This is a genomic window from Bordetella petrii, from assembly GCF_000067205.1.
Classification (GTDB): Bacteria; Pseudomonadota; Gammaproteobacteria; order Burkholderiales; family Burkholderiaceae_B; genus Bordetella_A; species Bordetella_A petrii.
The window spans coordinates 2,246,961-2,263,824 of sequence record NC_010170.1; the positions used below are offsets into that span (position 1 = coordinate 2,246,961).

Genomic DNA, 16,864 nt, shown 5'->3' on the forward strand with positions numbered 1-16,864 from the left:
GCTCCCGCCCAGGTCGCAAGGAATTCCTGTCCATGGGATTGTTCACTCGCAAAGATTCCGCCTCGCAGGCATCGCCCTCCAGGCCGCGTCCATCGGTCTCCAGCGAAGCCCAGGCGGCGGAACTGCGCGCGCGCGCTCGCCGCAGGCTGGCCGGGGCGGTGGCGCTGGTGCTGGCGGCGGTCATCGTGCTGCCCATGGTGCTCGATTCCGAGCCCGTGCCGGTGGCCGACGACATCCCCATCCGCATCCCCGATCGCAACACGCCATACCAGCCGTCCGTGTCGCCACCGGCCACGGCCGAGCCCGGCGCGCCCGATACCGTTGCGCAGGCCCAGCCGCCCGCCGCTCAGCCGCCTGGCGAGCCACCCGCGCCGCCCGACGTCACCACGCCCCCGGCGCAGCCTCCGGCCACGGCCCAGGCCCAGCGTCCCGAACCCGACCCCGCGCCGGCCGCCAAGCCGCCGGCGCAGCAGCCGCCGGCCAAGCCGCAGCGCGACGACGACGGCGCGCGCGCCCTGGCCCTGCTCGAAGGCCGGGCGCCCGGCAGCGAGCCCGCGGCCAAGCCGTCGGCCGCGCCCGCCGCCAAGGGCAATTTCGTATTGCAGATCGCTTCCTATAGCAGCCAGGCCGACGCCCAGTCGCGGCGCACCAAGCTGCATCAGGCCGGCGTCACCAACGCGTTCGTTGAACAGGCCTCCGTGGGCGGCAAGCAGCAGTACCGCCTGCGCGTGGGGCCGTTCCCGTCGCGCGATGCTGCCCAGGCGGCCCAGGCGCGCCTGCGCACGCTGGGCTACGACAACGGCTTCATCGCCAGCCAGTGACTGGCTTCGATTTCGTCGTGCTGGCGATCCTGGCGGTGTCGGGCCTGCTGGGTCTGTTGCGCGGCCTGCTGAAAGAAGTGCTGTCGCTGATGGCGTTCGCGCTGGCATTCATTGCCGCGATCTGGTGGGGCCCCACCGTATACGGCTGGCTGGAACCCTATATCGAGACGGCGATGCTGCGCATGGGAGTGTCTTACGCGGCGGTGTTCATCGTGGTGCTGCTGGCGGTGGGGCTGGTCAACATGACGTTGGCGGCCCTCATCCGCACCACCGGCCTGACGCCCGCCGACCACGGCCTGGGCGCCGTTTTCGGGCTGGCGCGGGGACTACTGATCGTCCTGGTGCTGGTCGCCTTGGGGGGCTATACGCCGCTGCCGCAAGAACCCTGGTGGCAGGACGCCATGTTTTCGCATTCGGCCACAGAGGCCATCAGACACATCAAACTGTGGCTGCCCCCGTCGCTAGCGACGTGGCTGCCGTACTAATTGTTTTAACGGGAAATCACCATGTGTGGAATCATCGGCGTCATCGGGCGCGGGCCGGTCAACCAGCTGCTCTATGACAGCCTGCTGCTGCTGCAGCATCGCGGCCAGGACGCGGCCGGCATCGCCACTTTCCAGGGCAGCCACTTCAATATGTTCAAGGCGCATGGCCTGGTGCGCGACGTGTTCCGCACCCGCAACATGCGTTCGCTGCCGGGCGCCAGCGGCATTGGCCACGTCCGCTACCCCACCGCCGGGTCCAGCGCCAGCGAAGAAGAAGCCCAACCCTTCTACGTGAATGCCCCGTTCGGCATCACCTTCGCGCACAACGGCAACCTGACCAACTGGCGCGAACTGCGCGAGTCGCTGTACCGGGTCGACCGGCGCCACATCAATACCAATTCCGATTCCGAAGTGCTGCTCAATGTGCTGGCGCACGAGCTGCAATCGGCCGCCAACGGGGTCTCGCTCGACGACGACACCATCTTCCGCGCCGTGGCCGCCGTGCACAAGCGGGTGCGCGGCGCCTACGCCGTGGTGGCGCAAATCTCCGGCTACGGCCTGCTGGCTTTCCGCGACCCTCATGGCATCCGGCCGCTGTGCATCGGCCGCCAGGAAACCGAAGAGGGCGTCGAATGGATGGTCGCCTCGGAATCCGTGGCCCTGGAAGGCAGCGGCTTTGCCTTCGTGCGCGACGTCGAGCCCGGCGAGGCGGTGTTCATCGACCTGGACGGCCGCATGGTCAGCCGCCAGTGCGCCGACAATCCGCAACTGGTGCCGTGCATTTTCGAATACGTGTACTTCGCCCGGCCCGATTCCATGATCAACGGCGTGTCGGTATACGATGCGCGCCTGCGCATGGGCGAGTACCTGGCCGACAAGGTGGCGCGCAACATGCGCCTGGGCGACATCGACGTGGTCATGCCCATTCCCGATTCGTCGCGGCCGGCCGCCATGCAACTGGCCGCGCGCCTGAACCTGGACTACCGTGAAGGCCTCATCAAGAACCGTTACGTGGGCCGTACGTTCATCATGCCGGGCCAGGCGGTGCGCCGCAAATCGGTGCGCCAGAAGCTCAATGCCATCGGCATGGAGTTCAAGGGCAAGAACGTGCTGCTGGTCGACGATTCCATCGTGCGCGGCACCACCAGCCGCGAGATCGTCGACATGGCCCGCGCCGCCGGCGCCAATAAGGTGTACTTCGCCTCGGCCGCGCCTCCGGTGCGCTATCCCAACGTGTACGGTATCGACATGCCCACCCAGAGCGAGCTCATCGCTACCGGCCGCTCCGACGAAGAAATCGCCCGCACCATCGGCGCCGACGGGCTCATCTATCAAGACCTGCAAGATATGCAGCAGGCCGTCACCGACCTCAATCCCGCGCTCACGCACTTCGAGGCCTCGTGCTTCGACGGCCAGTACATCACCGGCGACATCACCGCCGAATACCTCGAACGCCTGGGCCAGTCGCGCGGCAGTTCGGGCGACGAAGAATCGTCAGGCGGCCTGCAGTTCAACATGGGATACGTGTCCAACGACGCCTGATCCCGTCCGGGCCGGGTCCAAGCGGCCCGGCTTTTTTTCAACCCCTTTGCCGGTCATGCCATGTTTTCGTCCCGCCAGCGCCTGCTGCTACTGATTGCCGTTCTTTGCTTCGCCGCCGTGGGGCTGGCGCTCGTTTCGCAGCATGTGTTCGATATGCCGCCTTGCGCCTGGTGCGTGCTGCAGCGCCTGATCTACCTGGCGATCGGCGTGGTGGCGCTGGCGGGCGCCTTTGCGGGCGCTATCGCGCGCGTCTGCGCGGCGCTGTGCGCGCTGCTGGGCGTGGGCGGCATCGCGGCGGCGTGGTACCAGTACGACGTGGCCGCGCAGATGTTCTCGTGCAGCCAGACCTTCGCCGACCGCTTCATGAGCGGGTCGGGCCTGGATGGCGCCGTGCCGTGGCTGTTCGGCATTTTTGCCAGCTGCATGGATGCCTCTGTCGACTTGCTGGGCCTGGAATACGCGCTGTGGAGCCTGGCGCTGTTCGTCGTGCTGGTGATCGCGGCGTTGCGCGCGCTGTTGCGCCGCTGAACGGCGCCCATCGGGCGCGGCCCGTTCAGGCAGGGCAGGCGCGCTAGCCGGCGCGCTGCTGTAGCGTGTATGCGGCGCGATCGTCTTGCGCCAGCAGCCTGGTCAGCACCGGCATGGCTTCTCGCAAGGCCGCGTGCAGCGTCCACGGGGGATTCACCACGAACATGCCGCTGCCATGCAGGCCCAGGCCATCGGCGGCCGGTTTTTTTATTTCACGATGACTCCAGCCTGGCACTTCGCTGGACTGCGCTGAAGCTGGATACAGCAGGTTTATCAATAACTTACGCGCGTCCATCATATGCCGGTGCTTTCTGAAACCTGACCCGGCTTCCACTCTCATGGCTCCCATGTGGCTCTTGGAAACGGGTCTTTCCGAGGAGTCATCATGGCCAAGATCAAACTCACCAAGACCGCTGTGGAGTCGGCGCAGCCCCAGGCGCAGGCGGTCGAACTGCGGGATACCGTGGTGCCGGGCTTCCTGTGCAAGATCACCCCGGCGGGTCGCCGGGTGTTCATGCTCCAGTACCGCACGAATGCCGGGGAGCGCCGCAAACCCGCCTTGGGCCTGTTTGGGGAGCTGACCGTCGAGCAAGCCCGCGTTATGGCCCAGGACTGGCTGGCCGAGGTTCGCCGGGGTGGCGATCCCGGCGGTGCCAAGACCGAGGCGCGCAAGGCCCCCACTATCGCGGAGTTGTGCAAGAAGTTCATGGAGGACTACTCCAAGAAGCGCAACAAGCCCAGCACGCAGGAAGGCTATCAGGGCGTCATCGACCGCTGCATCATCCCATTGCTGGGCCGCAAGAAAGTGCTTGATGTGAAGCGCCCCGACATTGCCGGGCTGATGGAAAAGCTCTCGTACAAGCCGACCGAGGCAAATAAGGCATTCGGCGTACTGCGCAAGATGTTCAATCTGGCCGAGGTGTGGGGCTACCGCCCGGACGGCACCAACCCGTGCCGCCATGTCCCGATGTTTCCGCCGGGAAAGGAAACCCGGCTCATCGTGGACGGCGAACTGGCGCTGATCTACCGCCACCTAGACAAGCTGGAGGCCGAAGGATTGGAGAACTACGTCATCCCGCTGGCGATCCGGCTGCAATTTGAGTTTGCCGCGCGTCGCTCCGAAGTCTGCCCGCTCGAATGGACTTGGCTGGACTTCGAGAACCGCCGCGTGGTTTGGCCTGACAGCAAGACCGGCGGCATGTCCAAGCCCATGAGTGCGGAAGCCTATCGGCTGCTTTCGACAGCTCCGCGTCGGGAAGGCTGCCCCTATGTCCTGCCTTCGCCCCACAACCCCGACAAGCACCTGACTTTTGGCGAGCACTATGGCGGCTGGTGCCGGGTGCTCAAGGCCGCCGGCGTGCCGCACGTCGGCACGCACGGCATCCGCCACCGCTCGACGACCGACATTGCCAATTCGGGCGTACCCACCAAAGTAGGCATGAAGTTAACGGGCCACAAGACCGTGGCGATGTTCATGCACTACGTCCACACCGAGGACAAGCCGGTGCGCGATGCGGCCGAACTGGTGGCCAGCCGACGCCAAGCCATCACTGGCGCGAGGCGAACTGATCCGGTGGAAACAGCAGCTACTTAAGCCAACTTCTTGCGATTCATACCCGAACGGATATAATCATGGTTCAGAAACGCAAGCTGCTGTACTGGGAAGGCTCCTCGAAGAAGGACTTCAAGGAGTTTCCCGTCGATGTACAGAAGGACATGGGTGTGGCGTTGTTCATCGTTCAGTTGGGCAGCACACCACATTCGGCCAAGCCCTGGAGGGGGTTGGGCTCCGGTGTGTACGAATTGGTGGAAGACCATCGGAGCGATACTTTCCGGGCGGTCTATACAGTGAAGATGGGCGATGCGGTACATGTACTACATGCGTTCCAGAAGAAGTCCAAGTCCGGCATCGCCACGCCGCAGCCGGACGTGGAACTGATCGAGAAGCGGTTGAAGGCCGTGCTGGCCCGTCACAAGACGAGCGGGAGATAAACGATGAAGCGTAGTGACCATTCGCAAGGCACTGACAACGTGCTGCGAGATTTGGGCTTTGACGATGCTGAAGAGCTTTCGGCAAAGGCAGCGCTCGCGCTCAAGCTCAATGAATTGATTGACCATCGCGGCCTGAGCCAGACGGAGGCTGCGGCGATCACGGGCATGACTCAACCGAAAGTGTCCCAAGTCCGCCGCTACAAGCTCCAGAACATTTCACTGGAACGGCTGATGCAGGCACTGGTGTCACTGGACCAGCGTGTGGAGATTGTGGTGCAGCCTGCGCGGCGTACTCATTCGGCGTGCATTACGGTTGCTGCATGAGTCGATGGGGCCTGCATAGAGGGGGATGGGGAGAATGAAGTTTGCTTATGAAGATTTGAGCGACGATCAGTTCGAGGTACTGATCGTGCTCTTGTGCCAGCGCTTGCTCGGTATCGCCGTTCAGGGATTCGCAAAAGGGCCGGATGGCGGGCGTGACGCAAAATTCGTCGGCACGGCCGAGCTGCATCCTAGCAAGACAGCCCCGTGGGTAGGCACAGTCATCGTTCAGGCCAAGCATACCAACGGGTACAACCGCAGTTTTTCGGAACTGGACTTCTACAGCACGTCTAGCAGCAATACGGTGGTCGGCAAAGAAGTACCACGCATCAAGAAGCTGCGCGAGGCCAAGCAACTCGACCACTACATGCTGTTTGCGAATCGCCGCCTGACCGGCAATTCCGAGACGGAAATCCGTGACCACATCGCCGCCGAATGCGGCGTCCCTGCTTCGTCTATCTATCTTTGCGGCTTGGAACAACTGGAACTTTGGCTGAAACGCTTTCCAGAGGTGGCCCAGGAGGCGAATTTGGATGCGGTGGACTCGCCGTTGATTGTTAGTCCAGATGATCTTGCAGAGGTTGTCCAGGCGCTAGCACGGCAGAAGGATGGTTTGACGGCGTTACTCGACGACCCACCCACCGTACGTGTGACGTATGAGGAAAAGAACACGCTGAACAATATGACGGCAGCGTACGCAAAGGAGCAGAGGCGAAAATACCTGAAGGAAACGGCGCAAATTCGCACGTTTCTTGCTGCGCCAGAGAATATCGAATTGCTGCGCATGTACGAATCTGTGGTCGATGAGTTTCAGCTCAAGATTCTTGCGAAGCGCAAGGACTACCAGACCTTCGACGAGGTCATGGAGTATCTGGTAGATCTGCTGTTCAATCGTGACCCGGTTCTTCGGCAGCACGCGCACAAGCGACTGACGCGAGCCATTCTTTTCTACATGTATTGGAATTGTGACATTGGGGAGGTGGATGATGCTGCGGCCAACCAAACACTCACATCCTGATCGCACAGTTATTAACGTTTCTCTGCTGCTCCTGTCGCGACTGAAAGATCGTCGTGTCGATGAATACGATGTGCTGCGCAAATTTGCGAAGAAGCACGTCGTGGGTGGCGATGTACTTTTCCTGCCCGCGCTCAACTTTCTCTATTTGATGGGCTTAGTTGAATATCGCCCCAAGACTGACGCAGTGGAATACGTGGGGCCAAATGAAGCTATCTAAACTCTATTCAAACAAGCCGGATGTGTTCGAGCCCGTGGACTTTGCTCCTGGGCTGAACGTCGTCATGGCTGAAATTCGTCTGCCGGAGAATCGAAACAAGGACACCCATAATCTTGGGAAGACCACGCTGGGGCGTCTTTTGGATTTTTGCTTCCTGGCAGGCAAAGACCCTAAGTTCTTCCTCTTCAAGCATTTTGACTTGTTCAAGGATTTCGTTTTTTTCCTTGAAATTGAACTGGAAGACGGCTCTTTCATCACGATCCGACGCAGCGTAGAAGACGCAACCAAGATTGCCTTCAAGCAGCATGAAGCAGGCCACCAGGACTTTTCGGCTTTGGCGCTCGCAGAATGGGGACATCGGGACGTTCCTTTTGAACGCGCACGCGAACTGCTTGACGGCCTGCTCGACTGGCGTGCTCTCAAGCCGTGGTCGTACCGGAAAGCGCTTGGTTACCTGCTGCGTTCGCAAGAGGATTTTCGTGAAGTTTTCCAACTTCGCAAGTTCGCCTCTAAACACGCCGACTGGAAGCCATTCCTTGCACATCTTCTGGGCTTCGATGCCAAGCTGATCGCTGACCACTATGCGAAAGAGCACGAACTCGCCAAAAAGCAGGAGACAGCGCAAACCATTAAAAATGAACTAGGAGGCTCGGTCGAGGACATCAGCAAAATTGAAGGCATTCTTCTGCTCAAGCAAAAAGACGCAGAGAAGAAGCAAGTGCTGTTGGATGCTTTCGATTTTCGCGCCCAAGACAAAGATCGCACCAAAAAGGTGGTTGATGAAGTCGATGAGCGAATTGCCGCGCTGAATTCGGAACGTTATTCCTTGAGTCAAAACAGGAAGAAGGTGCAAGCATCGTTGCAGGAAGATCAAATCCTTTTCAGTCCCGATGAGGCGCAGAGGTTGTTTGGCGAAGCCGGCGTGTTGTTCCAGGGGCAGATCAAGAAAGATTTCCAGCAGTTGATTGCTTTCAATCGGGCCATCACGGATGAGCGCCGTGGCTATCTCCAAGAGGAGTTCGCGGAAATCGAAGGTGAGCTGAAGCGGGTGAATGCAGAATTGAATGCGCTAGGAAAAAAGCGCTCGGAAATGCTCTCCTTCCTGAGCGGAACGGATGTTTTCACCAAGTACAAACAGCTCTCGGATGAGATGGTGACGTTGCGCGCGGACATCACATCGTTGGAGCACCAGAAAGGCCACTTGCATCGCCTCCAGGAGTTGCGCGCTGAGATTCGATCCTTGACGGAAGAGCGCGACCATTTGCAAGCGCGGATCGAAGCCGACGTGGATAAGCAGAACTCGGATCAGGCAAGCCCGTTCTCCACGATCCGCGTTTTCTTCAGCGAAATTGTTGAGGAAGTCATTGATCGCAAGGCACTGTTGAGCGTGGCGATCAACCAGGTAGGTCACCTGGACTTCAAAGCGGAAATTCTTGATGGATCGGGCAACGCCACCAGTGCTGACCTGGGGCACACATACCGCAAGCTGCTGTGTGTCGCTTTCGATATGGCCGTGCTGCGAGCACACCTGAGCGAGAAGTTCCCACGCTTTGTGTATCACGACGGAGTGTTGGAGTCGCTGGATGACCGCAAGAAAGAGAATTTGCTGACGGTTGTACGTCGCTATGCAGATTTGGGATTGCAGCCGGTCATCACGCTGATCGACTCAGATTTGCCTGTACGTGCAGAAGATGATGCCCCTGTTTTTACAGCAGGCGAAATCGTCGTCACGCTGCACGATGAGGGCGATCGAGGCCGAATTTTCAAGATGAGAGGGTGGTAATTCAATCATCCATGCGTCCCGGCGTGCTGCCGTCGGGCTCGCGGGCTGCGCCCCGCGCTTCGTGCCGAATCGCGGCCATCCGGCTTTGATCCCTGACGCCTCCGGCCCTCTCGGGCCTGCGCGCTGCGCTTGCCCAAAGCCGAGTGTGTGCAGTGGGCGGGATGTGGGCGGTCTTGCTGTTCCCTTCACCGTATCACGGCGTTCTCGCCGTCAAGGGCGGCGCGCGCTGGTGCGCGCTTGCGTCCTGGCGGCCGTCTGCGACCCCTGACTGCTTGCGCTGCGCCGTGTTTCCCACGGTTCCGGGCAATTCCGCCCGAGTAACCGGAGCACGATCATGTCGCAACTTTCCCTCTCTCTCGATACTCCGCTGATGGTGCGCGATGGCCGTGGCCGCTATCGGCCGGCGGACGCCGACCAGATTCTGGAAGCTGCGCGTCAGGTCATCGAACAGAAGATGCAGCGCGGCGAGACGTTCACGTCGCCGGAGGCGGTGAAGGACTACCTGCGCGCCAAGCTGGCCGGCTACGAGCACGAAGTCTTTGCGATGCTGTTCCTCGACACGCGCCATCGGCTGATCGACTACGTGGAGATGTTCCACGGCACGATCGACTCGGCCGAGGTACATCCGCGCGAAGTAGTGAACAGGCGCTGCGGCTCAATGCGGCGGCGGTCATCATTTCGCACAATCACCCCAGCGGGAACCCCGAGCCGAGCGCGGCTGACAAAGCTCTGACCGCGCAGCTTCGGCAGGCGCTGGCGCTGGTGGAGGTTCGCACGCTGGATCACATCATCGTCGAGGGCAGCAGCACCACGTCATTCGCCGAATGCGGCCTGCTTTGACCCTCGGGGGCTTCGGCCCCCTTTTTTTGCTGCGCCCGGTGGCGCAGCTCCGGCCCTTGCGGGCCTGCGCGTGCTGCGCACTTGCCGAAAACCGGGGTGCGTGGAGGTGCGAGGGAGGCGGTCTTGCTGTTCCCTTCATCGTACCACGGCGTTCTCGCCTTCAAGGGCTGCGCGTGCTTGCACGCTTGCGTCCTGGCGGCCGTCGTTGACCCCTGACTGCTTGCGCTGCGTCGTGCCCCGGAAGGGTCGGGCAATTCCGCCCGGCATCCTTTCAGGAGTTCACCATGAACAACGCACTCATCACTGACGAGCAGCGCATCGTGCTACTGGCCAACGGCCGCGAATCCTTGGAGAACCCGGACTTCGATCCGGCCCCCGTGGTCAAGCTGTTCACGCCGGACGCCGGTGCGACCTGGCTGCTGACCGAGATTGATCCCGATGACCACGACCACGCCTTTGGCCTTTGCGACCTGGGCCTGGGGATGCCGGAAATCGGCTGGGTCAGTTTGGGCGAGCTGGCAACGGTGCGTGGCGGGCTGGGCCTGCCGATCGAGCGTGACCTGTCGTTCCGCGCCGAGAAGCGCTTGAGCGCTTATGCGCGCGATGCGCGGCTGGCCGGGCGGATCGTTGTCTAACCCGGCCCTGGGCGAATGGCCCAGCAGCGCATCCCATATCGGGATGCGCTTTACTACATCGTCAGCGAGGCCAGTCGTCGCTGCGAACACCTTCAAAGAAGCCAGGGCCGACTTCGATACGCAGTGAGGAGTGGCGGCGCAAGATCTTCTGCGCTATCTCGGGCGATGCGTAGTCCGTGAAGTCGAGGAGGTAGCCATAGACCATTTCACCGCTACTGCCGTCCAGCTCCATTGCTTCTACATCGGCGAGATTGCCAACCTCATGCAGTTCGAGGCCCAGCAGTTCGGCATAGGCTTGCGATACGCTGCGCGGCGGTGGCTCGCCATCGTAGTCGTCATCTCCCCAGTTCGTATCGAGTTCCGCTTTGGTGACTTGGCAGTCCACTGACCCAAAGCACTGGCTACCCAATCGATCCACTGTCAGGAAGCCTTCCACGTTCACTTTGTGGCCCGCGTAGGGGCGCTCAGTGTCGATTCCCAGGCCAACATGGCCATCCAGGTTGATTTCCAGCGAGCCGCCAACGGGTACGTTTTCAGACTCGACCTCGAAATCGAAATAGACCTCATCAATGCCATCGTAATTGGCGTTGGCCATCTCGCTGTTCACGTCATCGTCTTCGATGACCACCTGATCCACATGCTCACGCAAGTAGTTGTCGAAGTCCGCATGAGAGGCGTGAATGTGTGTACGAGGCGCCCGCTCTTTGAAGGCTGCGTCGATCAACTCGTGCAGTTGGCTTGGCGTGGGGGCCGCGCCAAGTTCGCTGGCGCGCTGATCGAGCTGGTCGTAGTCGACTACAACGTGGTGGACGTTGCCCAAATCCTGGGGTTCGACCGCGGCTACCTGCGCAGCCTGGTAGGCGGCAAGGCTCTTGTAGCCAAGTGCAGCAACGATGAGTTGCTGCGCGTGGCCAAGCTGCACAGGTGCGGCCACGGAAGCGCTGTTCTTGCGAACAGAATGGGCAAGGTCGGAAATGCCGATGGGCATACGATTCTCCTGATTTCAGCGCAGACCAATCGAGCGATTACTTGGCCTACGCCCAGGCGATATCGCATGGTGGTGGCAAGAAATACGGGGGAAAGCAGAACGCAGTCTTGATTGAGCCGCTCGAAGCTCAGGCGGACAGGGCCTTGCCCACATTGTCCGCGAAAAATCGACCAAAGACAAATTCCGCGATGCCCAAACTGCTGGGCGTCCCCGGCCACCTGGGAGATGGCCGGTCGCGCTGTCGTGCGCGTAGCGCATCGAGCCGCCTGCGGCGTCTCGCCCCTTCCGGGCTTCCATCGTTCCCTCGCTCCGCTCGGCTGACGCCTCCGGCCCGGCTTCCCGCTTCGGGCCTGCGCGCTTCGCTTGCCGTGCGGTCAGCGCAGGGGGAAGGCCGTTGCCATGTCCAGCCGTCTTCCCTGACTCCATCACCTTGTCCGCGACTGTAGCCCGCTCCCGTGTGCCATCAAGGCGCGCAGGGCCGTGTCCTCGGCTGCGCCTGCGGGCCGCACCAACCCTGCGCTTTTCTCCTTGACGGCCCCCGTCCGCGCGCTCCTGACCGTCGCGGGCGATGAACTCAGGAAAGACGGTGGCAACAGGGCCAACCGGGTTCCTCGTGCCGACCGCACCGAACAGCCGAAAGGCTGGGCTCCGAATCTAGGAATCCGGTGTGCGGTGTGAACAGCAAACCTCTTTTTGTCAGGAGAAAGACCATGCAACTCGCATCCCGTTTCGCTTCCCGCTCCCCCTCGCTGCGCAGCGACTACCCGCTGTCCGATGACCAGATTCACCGTGTAGCGCCGTCCATCTTCGCGGACGCGCCGCATGAAAGCCGTTCGCAGCGGTACGCCTATATCCCCACCGCCGCCGTGCTGACCGAGCTTCGCAAAGAAGGGTTTCAGCCCTTCATGGTGACGCAAACCCGCGTGCGCGATGAAGGCAAGCGCGAGCACACAAAACACATGATTCGCCTGCGCCACACCAGCCAGATCAACGGCGCGGAAGCTAACGAAATCGTGTTGCTGAACTCGCACGACGGCACGAGCAGCTATCAGATGCTGGCCGGCATGTTCCGGTTCGTGTGCAGCAATGGCCTTGTCTGCGGTGACACCGTGGCCGATGTGCGCGTACCCCATAAGGGCGACGTGGCGGGCCAAGTCATCGAAGGCGCGTTCGAGGTGCTGCGCGGTTTCGAGCGTGTGAAGGAATCCCGCGACCTGATGCGCGGCATCACCTTGGACGATGGCGAGGCCGAAGTCTTCGCACGCGCCGCGCTGGCCCTCAAGTACGACCCCACCGACAACAAGCCCGCGCCCATCACCGAATCGCAAATCCTGATGCCGCGCCGGTTTGAAGACCGCCGCCCTGACCTGTGGAGCGTGTTCAACCGCACGCAGGAGAACTTGACCAAGGGCGGACTGTCCGGGCGCAGCGCCAACGGACGCCGCCAGCAGACCCGCCCTGTGCAGGGCATTGATTCCGATGTGCGGCTCAATCGCGCCCTCTGGATGCTGGCCGATGGCCTGCGCCAGTTGAAAGCCTGAACCGTTCCCCCGCCGGAGGGGCGGTTCCCCTCCATTCCCTTGTTTCACTCGATTGGAGATTCACCATGAACGCCACTACGCAAACCGAAGCCCGCGCCGTCAATGCCGCCGCCGCTGTCCCGCTGGAAGCCGCCGACCCGACCAAGAACCTGATTCTGGTTCCGCTGTCGCGGCTGGTGCTGCGCCCCACGGGCCGCAACGTGCGCAAGACCCCGCGCATGTCCATCCCCGAACTGGCCGCGAGCATCCAGCGCGTGGGCCTGCTGCAAAACCTGATCGTGATCGCATCCGCCGATGGCGAGCATTACGAGGTGGTCGCGGGTGGCCGTCGCCTCGCCGCGTTGAAGCTGCTGGCGAAGAAACACCGTATCGGCAAGGAATGGGAAGTGCCTTGCCTGCTGGTGGCCGATGGCACGGCCCGCACCGCCAGCCTCACCGAGAACGTGCAGCGCGAAGCAATGCACCCGGCAGACCAGTTTGAAGCCTTCGCGGCACTGGTGATGGAGGGCCGACCCATCGAGGACATTGCGGCGGATTTCTCCGTCACGCCGCTGGTGGTGCAGCGCCGCTTGAAGCTGGCGAATGTTTCCCCGCGTCTGATGGCTGACTATCGGGCCGACGCCGTGAGCCTTGACCAGTTGATGGCCCTTGCCATCACCGACGACCACGCAGCGCAGGAAAGTGCGTTCTACGATGCACCGCAGTGGCAGCGCCATCCCTCGCACTTGCGCGAACGCCTCACCGAGCGCGAAATCGACGCCTACCGGCATCCGCTGGTGCGCTTCGTCGGACTGGAAACCTACGAGGCCGCAGGCGGTGGCATCCGCCGTGACCTGTTCGCGGAAGATGATGCGGGTGTGTATCTGACGGATGCCGCACTGCTGGAACGGCTGGCGCAAGACAAGCTGGCAGGCATCGCCGCCACTGTCCGCGCCGAGGGGTGGGCGTGGGTGGATGCCACGCCGGGCGTGACCCATGCCGACCTGCACGCCTTCCAGCGTGCGCCGAGGGAACGGCGCGAGCCGACCAAGCGCGAAGCGCAGCGCATCGAGAAGCTGCAATCCAAGATGCAGGAACTGGCCGCAGCCATAGATGACGCGCTGGACGCCGACGACGAGGACAAGGCCGACGCCTTGCAGGAGGAAGGAGAAGCCGTTGGCGAGCAGTTGCAGGCTTTGGAAGATGGCTTGCAGGACTACAGCCCGAACGTGAAGGCCGCAGCCGGTGCCATCGTCACCATCGACCGCAACGGCGAGGCCGTGATTCATCGCGGCCTGCTGCGCGAAGCCGAGGCGAAAGCGCTGCGCACGCTGGAAAGGCTGCGCCAAGGGTTCAGCGGCGAGGATGCCGCGAACGATGAGGAAGGCGAAGACGACGAAGCGCCCAAGACCGCCGCCGTGTCCGACCGGCTGGCGCAGCGCCTGAGTGCGCATCGCACTGCCGCGCTGCAAATCGAAGTCGCACGGCATCCGCATGTCGCTCTGGCCGCGCTGGTGCATGGCATGGTGCAGACCGTCTTGCAGGAAAGCCGCTACGGCCTCAGCCGTGATTCTCTGCCGCTGGGCGTGGGCCTGAAAGTGCAAGACCGGCTGGAAGGCATGGCCCCGGACTGGCCGGAATCGCCCGCCGCCGTGGCACTGCGCGAACTGCAACAGGTGGCGGGTGAAGCCTTGCCGGAGGACAGCGCCGAGCTGTTCGCCGCGCTGCTGGCGAAGCCGCAAGACGAACTGGTGCGACTGCTGGCCGTGTGCGTGGCGTCCACGGTGGACGTGGTGACGCCTCACGCCACGCCGCAGCAACCGGGCGCGGAACTCGCGCAGGCCGTGGGGCTGGACATGGCCGCATGGTGGCAGCCGACCGCAGAAGGCTACTTCAAGCACGTTTCCAAGGCCGTGATTCTGGATGCCGTGGGCGCGTTTGCACCGGAATCCGTCACCCGGCTGGCGAAGCTCAAGAAGGCCGACATTGCCAGCGAGGCCGAGCGGCTGGCCGATGGCACGGGCTGGATGCCCGCCATCTTCAAGGCCGCAAGCCCGCAGGAAGCGGCGCAGGACGAAGGCCCGGAGCAGGATGCCCCGGAGGACGCCGCGGCAATGGCGGATGAACCCGCCGAGACGCTGGCCGCTTGACCCGCGCCGCAGGCAAGCGCCCCGGTTTCGACCGGGGCGCTTCGCTGGAAGGAGAACTACCCATGACCCGCATCACGACCAGCCGCCCGCACATGGCGGTCATCTACGCACCCGGCACGGTTCGCGCCCGCCGCTGGCACGGTGATGGCGACGTGCGCGGCTACCGCCCGCCCTCGGGCTGGTCGGCCCGCGCCGACCTCACCGACATTCACCCCATCACGGGCCGCGCCTTGCTGCGCGCCGTGTGGTGGATCATCGAGACGAAGGAATAGCCACGTTCAGCACCGCGCCCAGGCCGTTCCGTCCTGGGCGCGGTGAACTTCAAAAATCCGGGCGCGGCGGTAGCCGCGCCCGGTGTCAAAGGCGAACAGCTGGAACACCACGCCTCCGCCTTCGCTTGTGCTCAGGCGGCGGCGTTGAAGGCATCGCAATACCGCGCGGTGCCTTCTTTCATTGCCCCCATAAATGACAAGAGCAATTATAGTGAAGTGATATTGGGGGGCAATATCTAATGAACAAAGAACATCGTCCGCATGGCAAGGCTCCTACCGCATGGGAAGCCGACATTCTCAAAATCCGGGCCTTTGAGATGGTGCTGATCCTTTTCTACATGGAAGATTTGCGGCGCTTCATCATGGGCTCCATCGAGGCGACCGACAAACTGCATGGGCTGAATCGGCTGAGTGATGGCAAACCCAAGACCAGGGAAGGCAAGAAGCTGGAGCTGGCCCGCGCCGTGCTGGTTTCCGAAGGGGTCATTGACCAGGCGGAGAGCGATGAACTCAAGGAATTGGTGGACTACCGCAACATCATTGGGCACACGATCCATGACCTGACCGTGGATGTGGGAGCCTATTCTGATCTGACCAGACAGCGAGACCCCAAGACCTTCAAACCGATGCCTTTGTATGACTACACGGCAGCCAAGCGGGCCAAGGCGCTGCGGCAGAAGGTGAGCAAAGGCATGATGAAGAAGTTCATGATGATGGCGTCGCTCGACTTCCTGGCCTTTGAAGCGGCGGAGAAGACCTACGTTGCGGAGATCGAGCGGCTGAAGAAGCGGGTCAACCGAGGCATCGTGAAGGCCAACAAGGTGATTGCGGAAACGAATCGCATCATGAAGGCCATCCCGGAGTCGGTCATGGAATCGGCCCAGCCCGGCCACCCGAGGAACGTCAAGGAAAACGGAACCTTGAGCAAGCGCGGCGTGGAGTGCGTTTTCCAGCTCTTTGAAGCCCAAGCAACCCCGTTGGCTGCGGCTTACCTGATGAGGATTTCGCAGCGCTCGGCCACGCATTGGTTTGCCAAGTGGAAGGCCAGCAAGGCGTAGCGCTTTCCGTCTGCGCTGTTCGGTTGGATACCTCGGGCGTGTCGGCGCGATGCGCCGCCGGGCTTTCGGGCTGCGCCCCATGCTTCGTGCCGAATCACGGCCATTCGGCTTCAATCCCTCACGCCTTCGCGCCTGCGGCGCTGCGCGCTTCGCTTGCCTCCGGGGGAAAACCCTGCGGGCTATCCCCGCCGCGCGATGCTTGGCGCCCCTCGGGCACTGCCGAACCGGCTGGGCCGGATCGGCAGTGCCCCACCGCATGGGCAGGGCTGGGGCGGTACGCTGGGGCTTGCTGCGGCAGGTTGTACGAATGCGTGCCGTCCTCAACGCTGGCGGTTCTCGCCCATCACGTCACGAAGGACGGTTCACAGACATCCCGCCCGGCATCGCTATGGAGCTTCCATGTCACGCCTCAAGGCTGGCGCCCCTAAATGCGGCAGGGGCGTTCTCGCCTGTCGTTGGGGTATTGACCTGGCCCGCGTCAGGGCGCAAGCCGGTGCAGCCTGTGTGCGGGGATGCCGAGCCGGCCCTGTCTCCTTTCGGTGCGGTTCGGCCCAAGGCGTCCTTGTCTCGTTGTGAATCCTGGCGGTGGCGCGGCTGCGCCTCGGGCTTCATGGCTGCAACCGTCCGGCGAAAACAATTTCCCCTCTGCTGCGCAGATTCCTCGCGGGACAAATTCTTTTCGCCTCCCGGCTCT

General features: G+C 62.4%; 16 protein-coding genes and 2 pseudogenes. 16 read left to right on the plus strand and 2 right to left on the minus strand.

Annotation, left to right across the window (positions count from 1 at the left end; all coding sequences use genetic code 11):
• Positions 1-32: 32 nt before the first annotated feature.
• From BPET_RS10965 to BPET_RS10980, 4 genes are read left to right on the plus strand one after another with little or no spacing between them, the layout of a single operon-like run.
• Positions 33-821, plus strand: a complete 789-nt coding sequence (locus BPET_RS10965) for an SPOR domain-containing protein (RefSeq protein WP_012249072.1) — start codon at positions 33-35, stop codon at positions 819-821.
• A complete protein-coding gene (locus tag BPET_RS10970; protein ID WP_012249073.1) occupies positions 818-1,306 on the plus strand; it encodes a CvpA family protein in 489 nt (162 codons plus the stop codon). The genes BPET_RS10965 and BPET_RS10970 overlap by 4 nt, the downstream gene beginning before the upstream one ends.
• A gap of 21 nt (positions 1,307-1,327) precedes the next feature.
• Positions 1,328-2,848, plus strand: coding sequence for an amidophosphoribosyltransferase (purF, locus tag BPET_RS10975; protein WP_012249074.1), 1,521 nt, complete (start codon positions 1,328-1,330; stop codon positions 2,846-2,848).
• Positions 2,849-2,908: 60 nt separating this feature from the next.
• Positions 2,909-3,376: a disulfide bond formation protein B gene (locus BPET_RS10980; protein ID WP_012249075.1), complete on the plus strand. Its 468-nt coding sequence runs from the start codon at positions 2,909-2,911 to the stop codon at positions 3,374-3,376.
• Positions 3,377-3,419: 43 nt separating this feature from the next.
• On the opposite strand, the pseudogene rlmJ reads toward BPET_RS10980, so the two are convergent.
• Positions 3,420-3,584, minus strand: a pseudogene (gene rlmJ, locus BPET_RS27320) (23S rRNA (adenine(2030)-N(6))-methyltransferase RlmJ); the annotation flags it as partial.
• Positions 3,585-3,761: 177 nt separating this feature from the next.
• Here rlmJ and BPET_RS10990 point away from each other — a divergent pair.
• The 8 genes and pseudogenes from BPET_RS10990 to BPET_RS11020 all read left to right on the plus strand — a co-directional run bounded on the left by BPET_RS10990 (position 3,762) and on the right by BPET_RS11020 (position 10,182).
• Positions 3,762-4,970 carry a tyrosine-type recombinase/integrase gene (locus BPET_RS10990; protein WP_012249076.1) on the plus strand — a complete coding sequence of 403 codons (1,209 nt, stop codon included), beginning with the start codon at positions 3,762-3,764 and terminating at the stop codon, positions 4,968-4,970.
• A gap of 38 nt (positions 4,971-5,008) precedes the next feature.
• Positions 5,009-5,368: a type II toxin-antitoxin system RelE/ParE family toxin gene (locus BPET_RS10995; RefSeq protein ID WP_012249077.1), complete on the plus strand. Its 360-nt coding sequence runs from the start codon at positions 5,009-5,011 to the stop codon at positions 5,366-5,368.
• A gap of 3 nt (positions 5,369-5,371) precedes the next feature.
• Entirely contained in the window at positions 5,372-5,692 is a 321-nt protein-coding gene (locus BPET_RS11000; RefSeq protein ID WP_012249078.1) for a helix-turn-helix domain-containing protein, read from the plus strand.
• Positions 5,693-5,726: 34 nt separating this feature from the next.
• Complete coding sequence (locus BPET_RS11005; RefSeq protein WP_012249079.1) at positions 5,727-6,707, plus strand: ABC-three component system protein; 981 nt, start codon at positions 5,727-5,729, stop codon at positions 6,705-6,707.
• On the plus strand, positions 6,673-6,924 hold the full coding sequence (locus tag BPET_RS25975) for an ABC-three component system middle component 8 (RefSeq protein ID WP_228708800.1): 252 nt from the start codon (positions 6,673-6,675) through the stop codon (positions 6,922-6,924). The genes BPET_RS11005 and BPET_RS25975 overlap by 35 nt, the downstream gene beginning before the upstream one ends.
• A complete protein-coding gene (locus BPET_RS11010; RefSeq protein ID WP_012249081.1) occupies positions 6,911-8,707 on the plus strand; it encodes a DUF2326 domain-containing protein in 1,797 nt (598 codons plus the stop codon). Before BPET_RS25975 ends, BPET_RS11010 begins: the two co-directional genes overlap by 14 nt.
• A gap of 334 nt (positions 8,708-9,041) precedes the next feature.
• A pseudogene (gene radC, locus BPET_RS11015) lies at positions 9,042-9,547 on the plus strand (RadC family protein).
• Positions 9,548-9,831: 284 nt separating this feature from the next.
• Complete coding sequence (locus BPET_RS11020; protein WP_012249083.1) at positions 9,832-10,182, plus strand: DUF2958 domain-containing protein; 351 nt, start codon at positions 9,832-9,834, stop codon at positions 10,180-10,182.
• Positions 10,183-10,243: 61 nt separating this feature from the next.
• On the opposite strand, the gene BPET_RS11025 is transcribed toward BPET_RS11020, so the two are convergent.
• Positions 10,244-11,170, minus strand: a complete 927-nt coding sequence (locus BPET_RS11025; RefSeq protein ID WP_012249084.1) for a hypothetical protein — start codon at positions 11,168-11,170, stop codon at positions 10,244-10,246.
• A 710-nt stretch (positions 11,171-11,880) separates the two neighbouring features.
• On the opposite strand from BPET_RS11025, the gene BPET_RS11030 reads away from it, so the two are divergent.
• From BPET_RS11030 to BPET_RS11045, 4 genes are all read left to right on the plus strand, one after another.
• A complete protein-coding gene (locus tag BPET_RS11030; protein ID WP_012249085.1) occupies positions 11,881-12,711 on the plus strand; it encodes a DUF932 domain-containing protein in 831 nt (276 codons plus the stop codon).
• Positions 12,712-12,776: 65 nt separating this feature from the next.
• Entirely contained in the window at positions 12,777-14,840 is a 2,064-nt protein-coding gene (locus tag BPET_RS11035) for a ParB/RepB/Spo0J family partition protein (protein WP_012249086.1), read from the plus strand.
• A 62-nt stretch (positions 14,841-14,902) separates the two neighbouring features.
• Complete coding sequence (locus BPET_RS11040; RefSeq protein WP_012249087.1) at positions 14,903-15,112, plus strand: hypothetical protein; 210 nt, start codon at positions 14,903-14,905, stop codon at positions 15,110-15,112.
• Between the two features lie 239 nt (positions 15,113-15,351).
• Positions 15,352-16,170, plus strand: a complete 819-nt coding sequence (locus BPET_RS11045) for a ribonuclease HepT family protein (protein ID WP_012249089.1) — start codon at positions 15,352-15,354, stop codon at positions 16,168-16,170.
• Positions 16,171-16,864 lie beyond the last annotated feature (694 nt).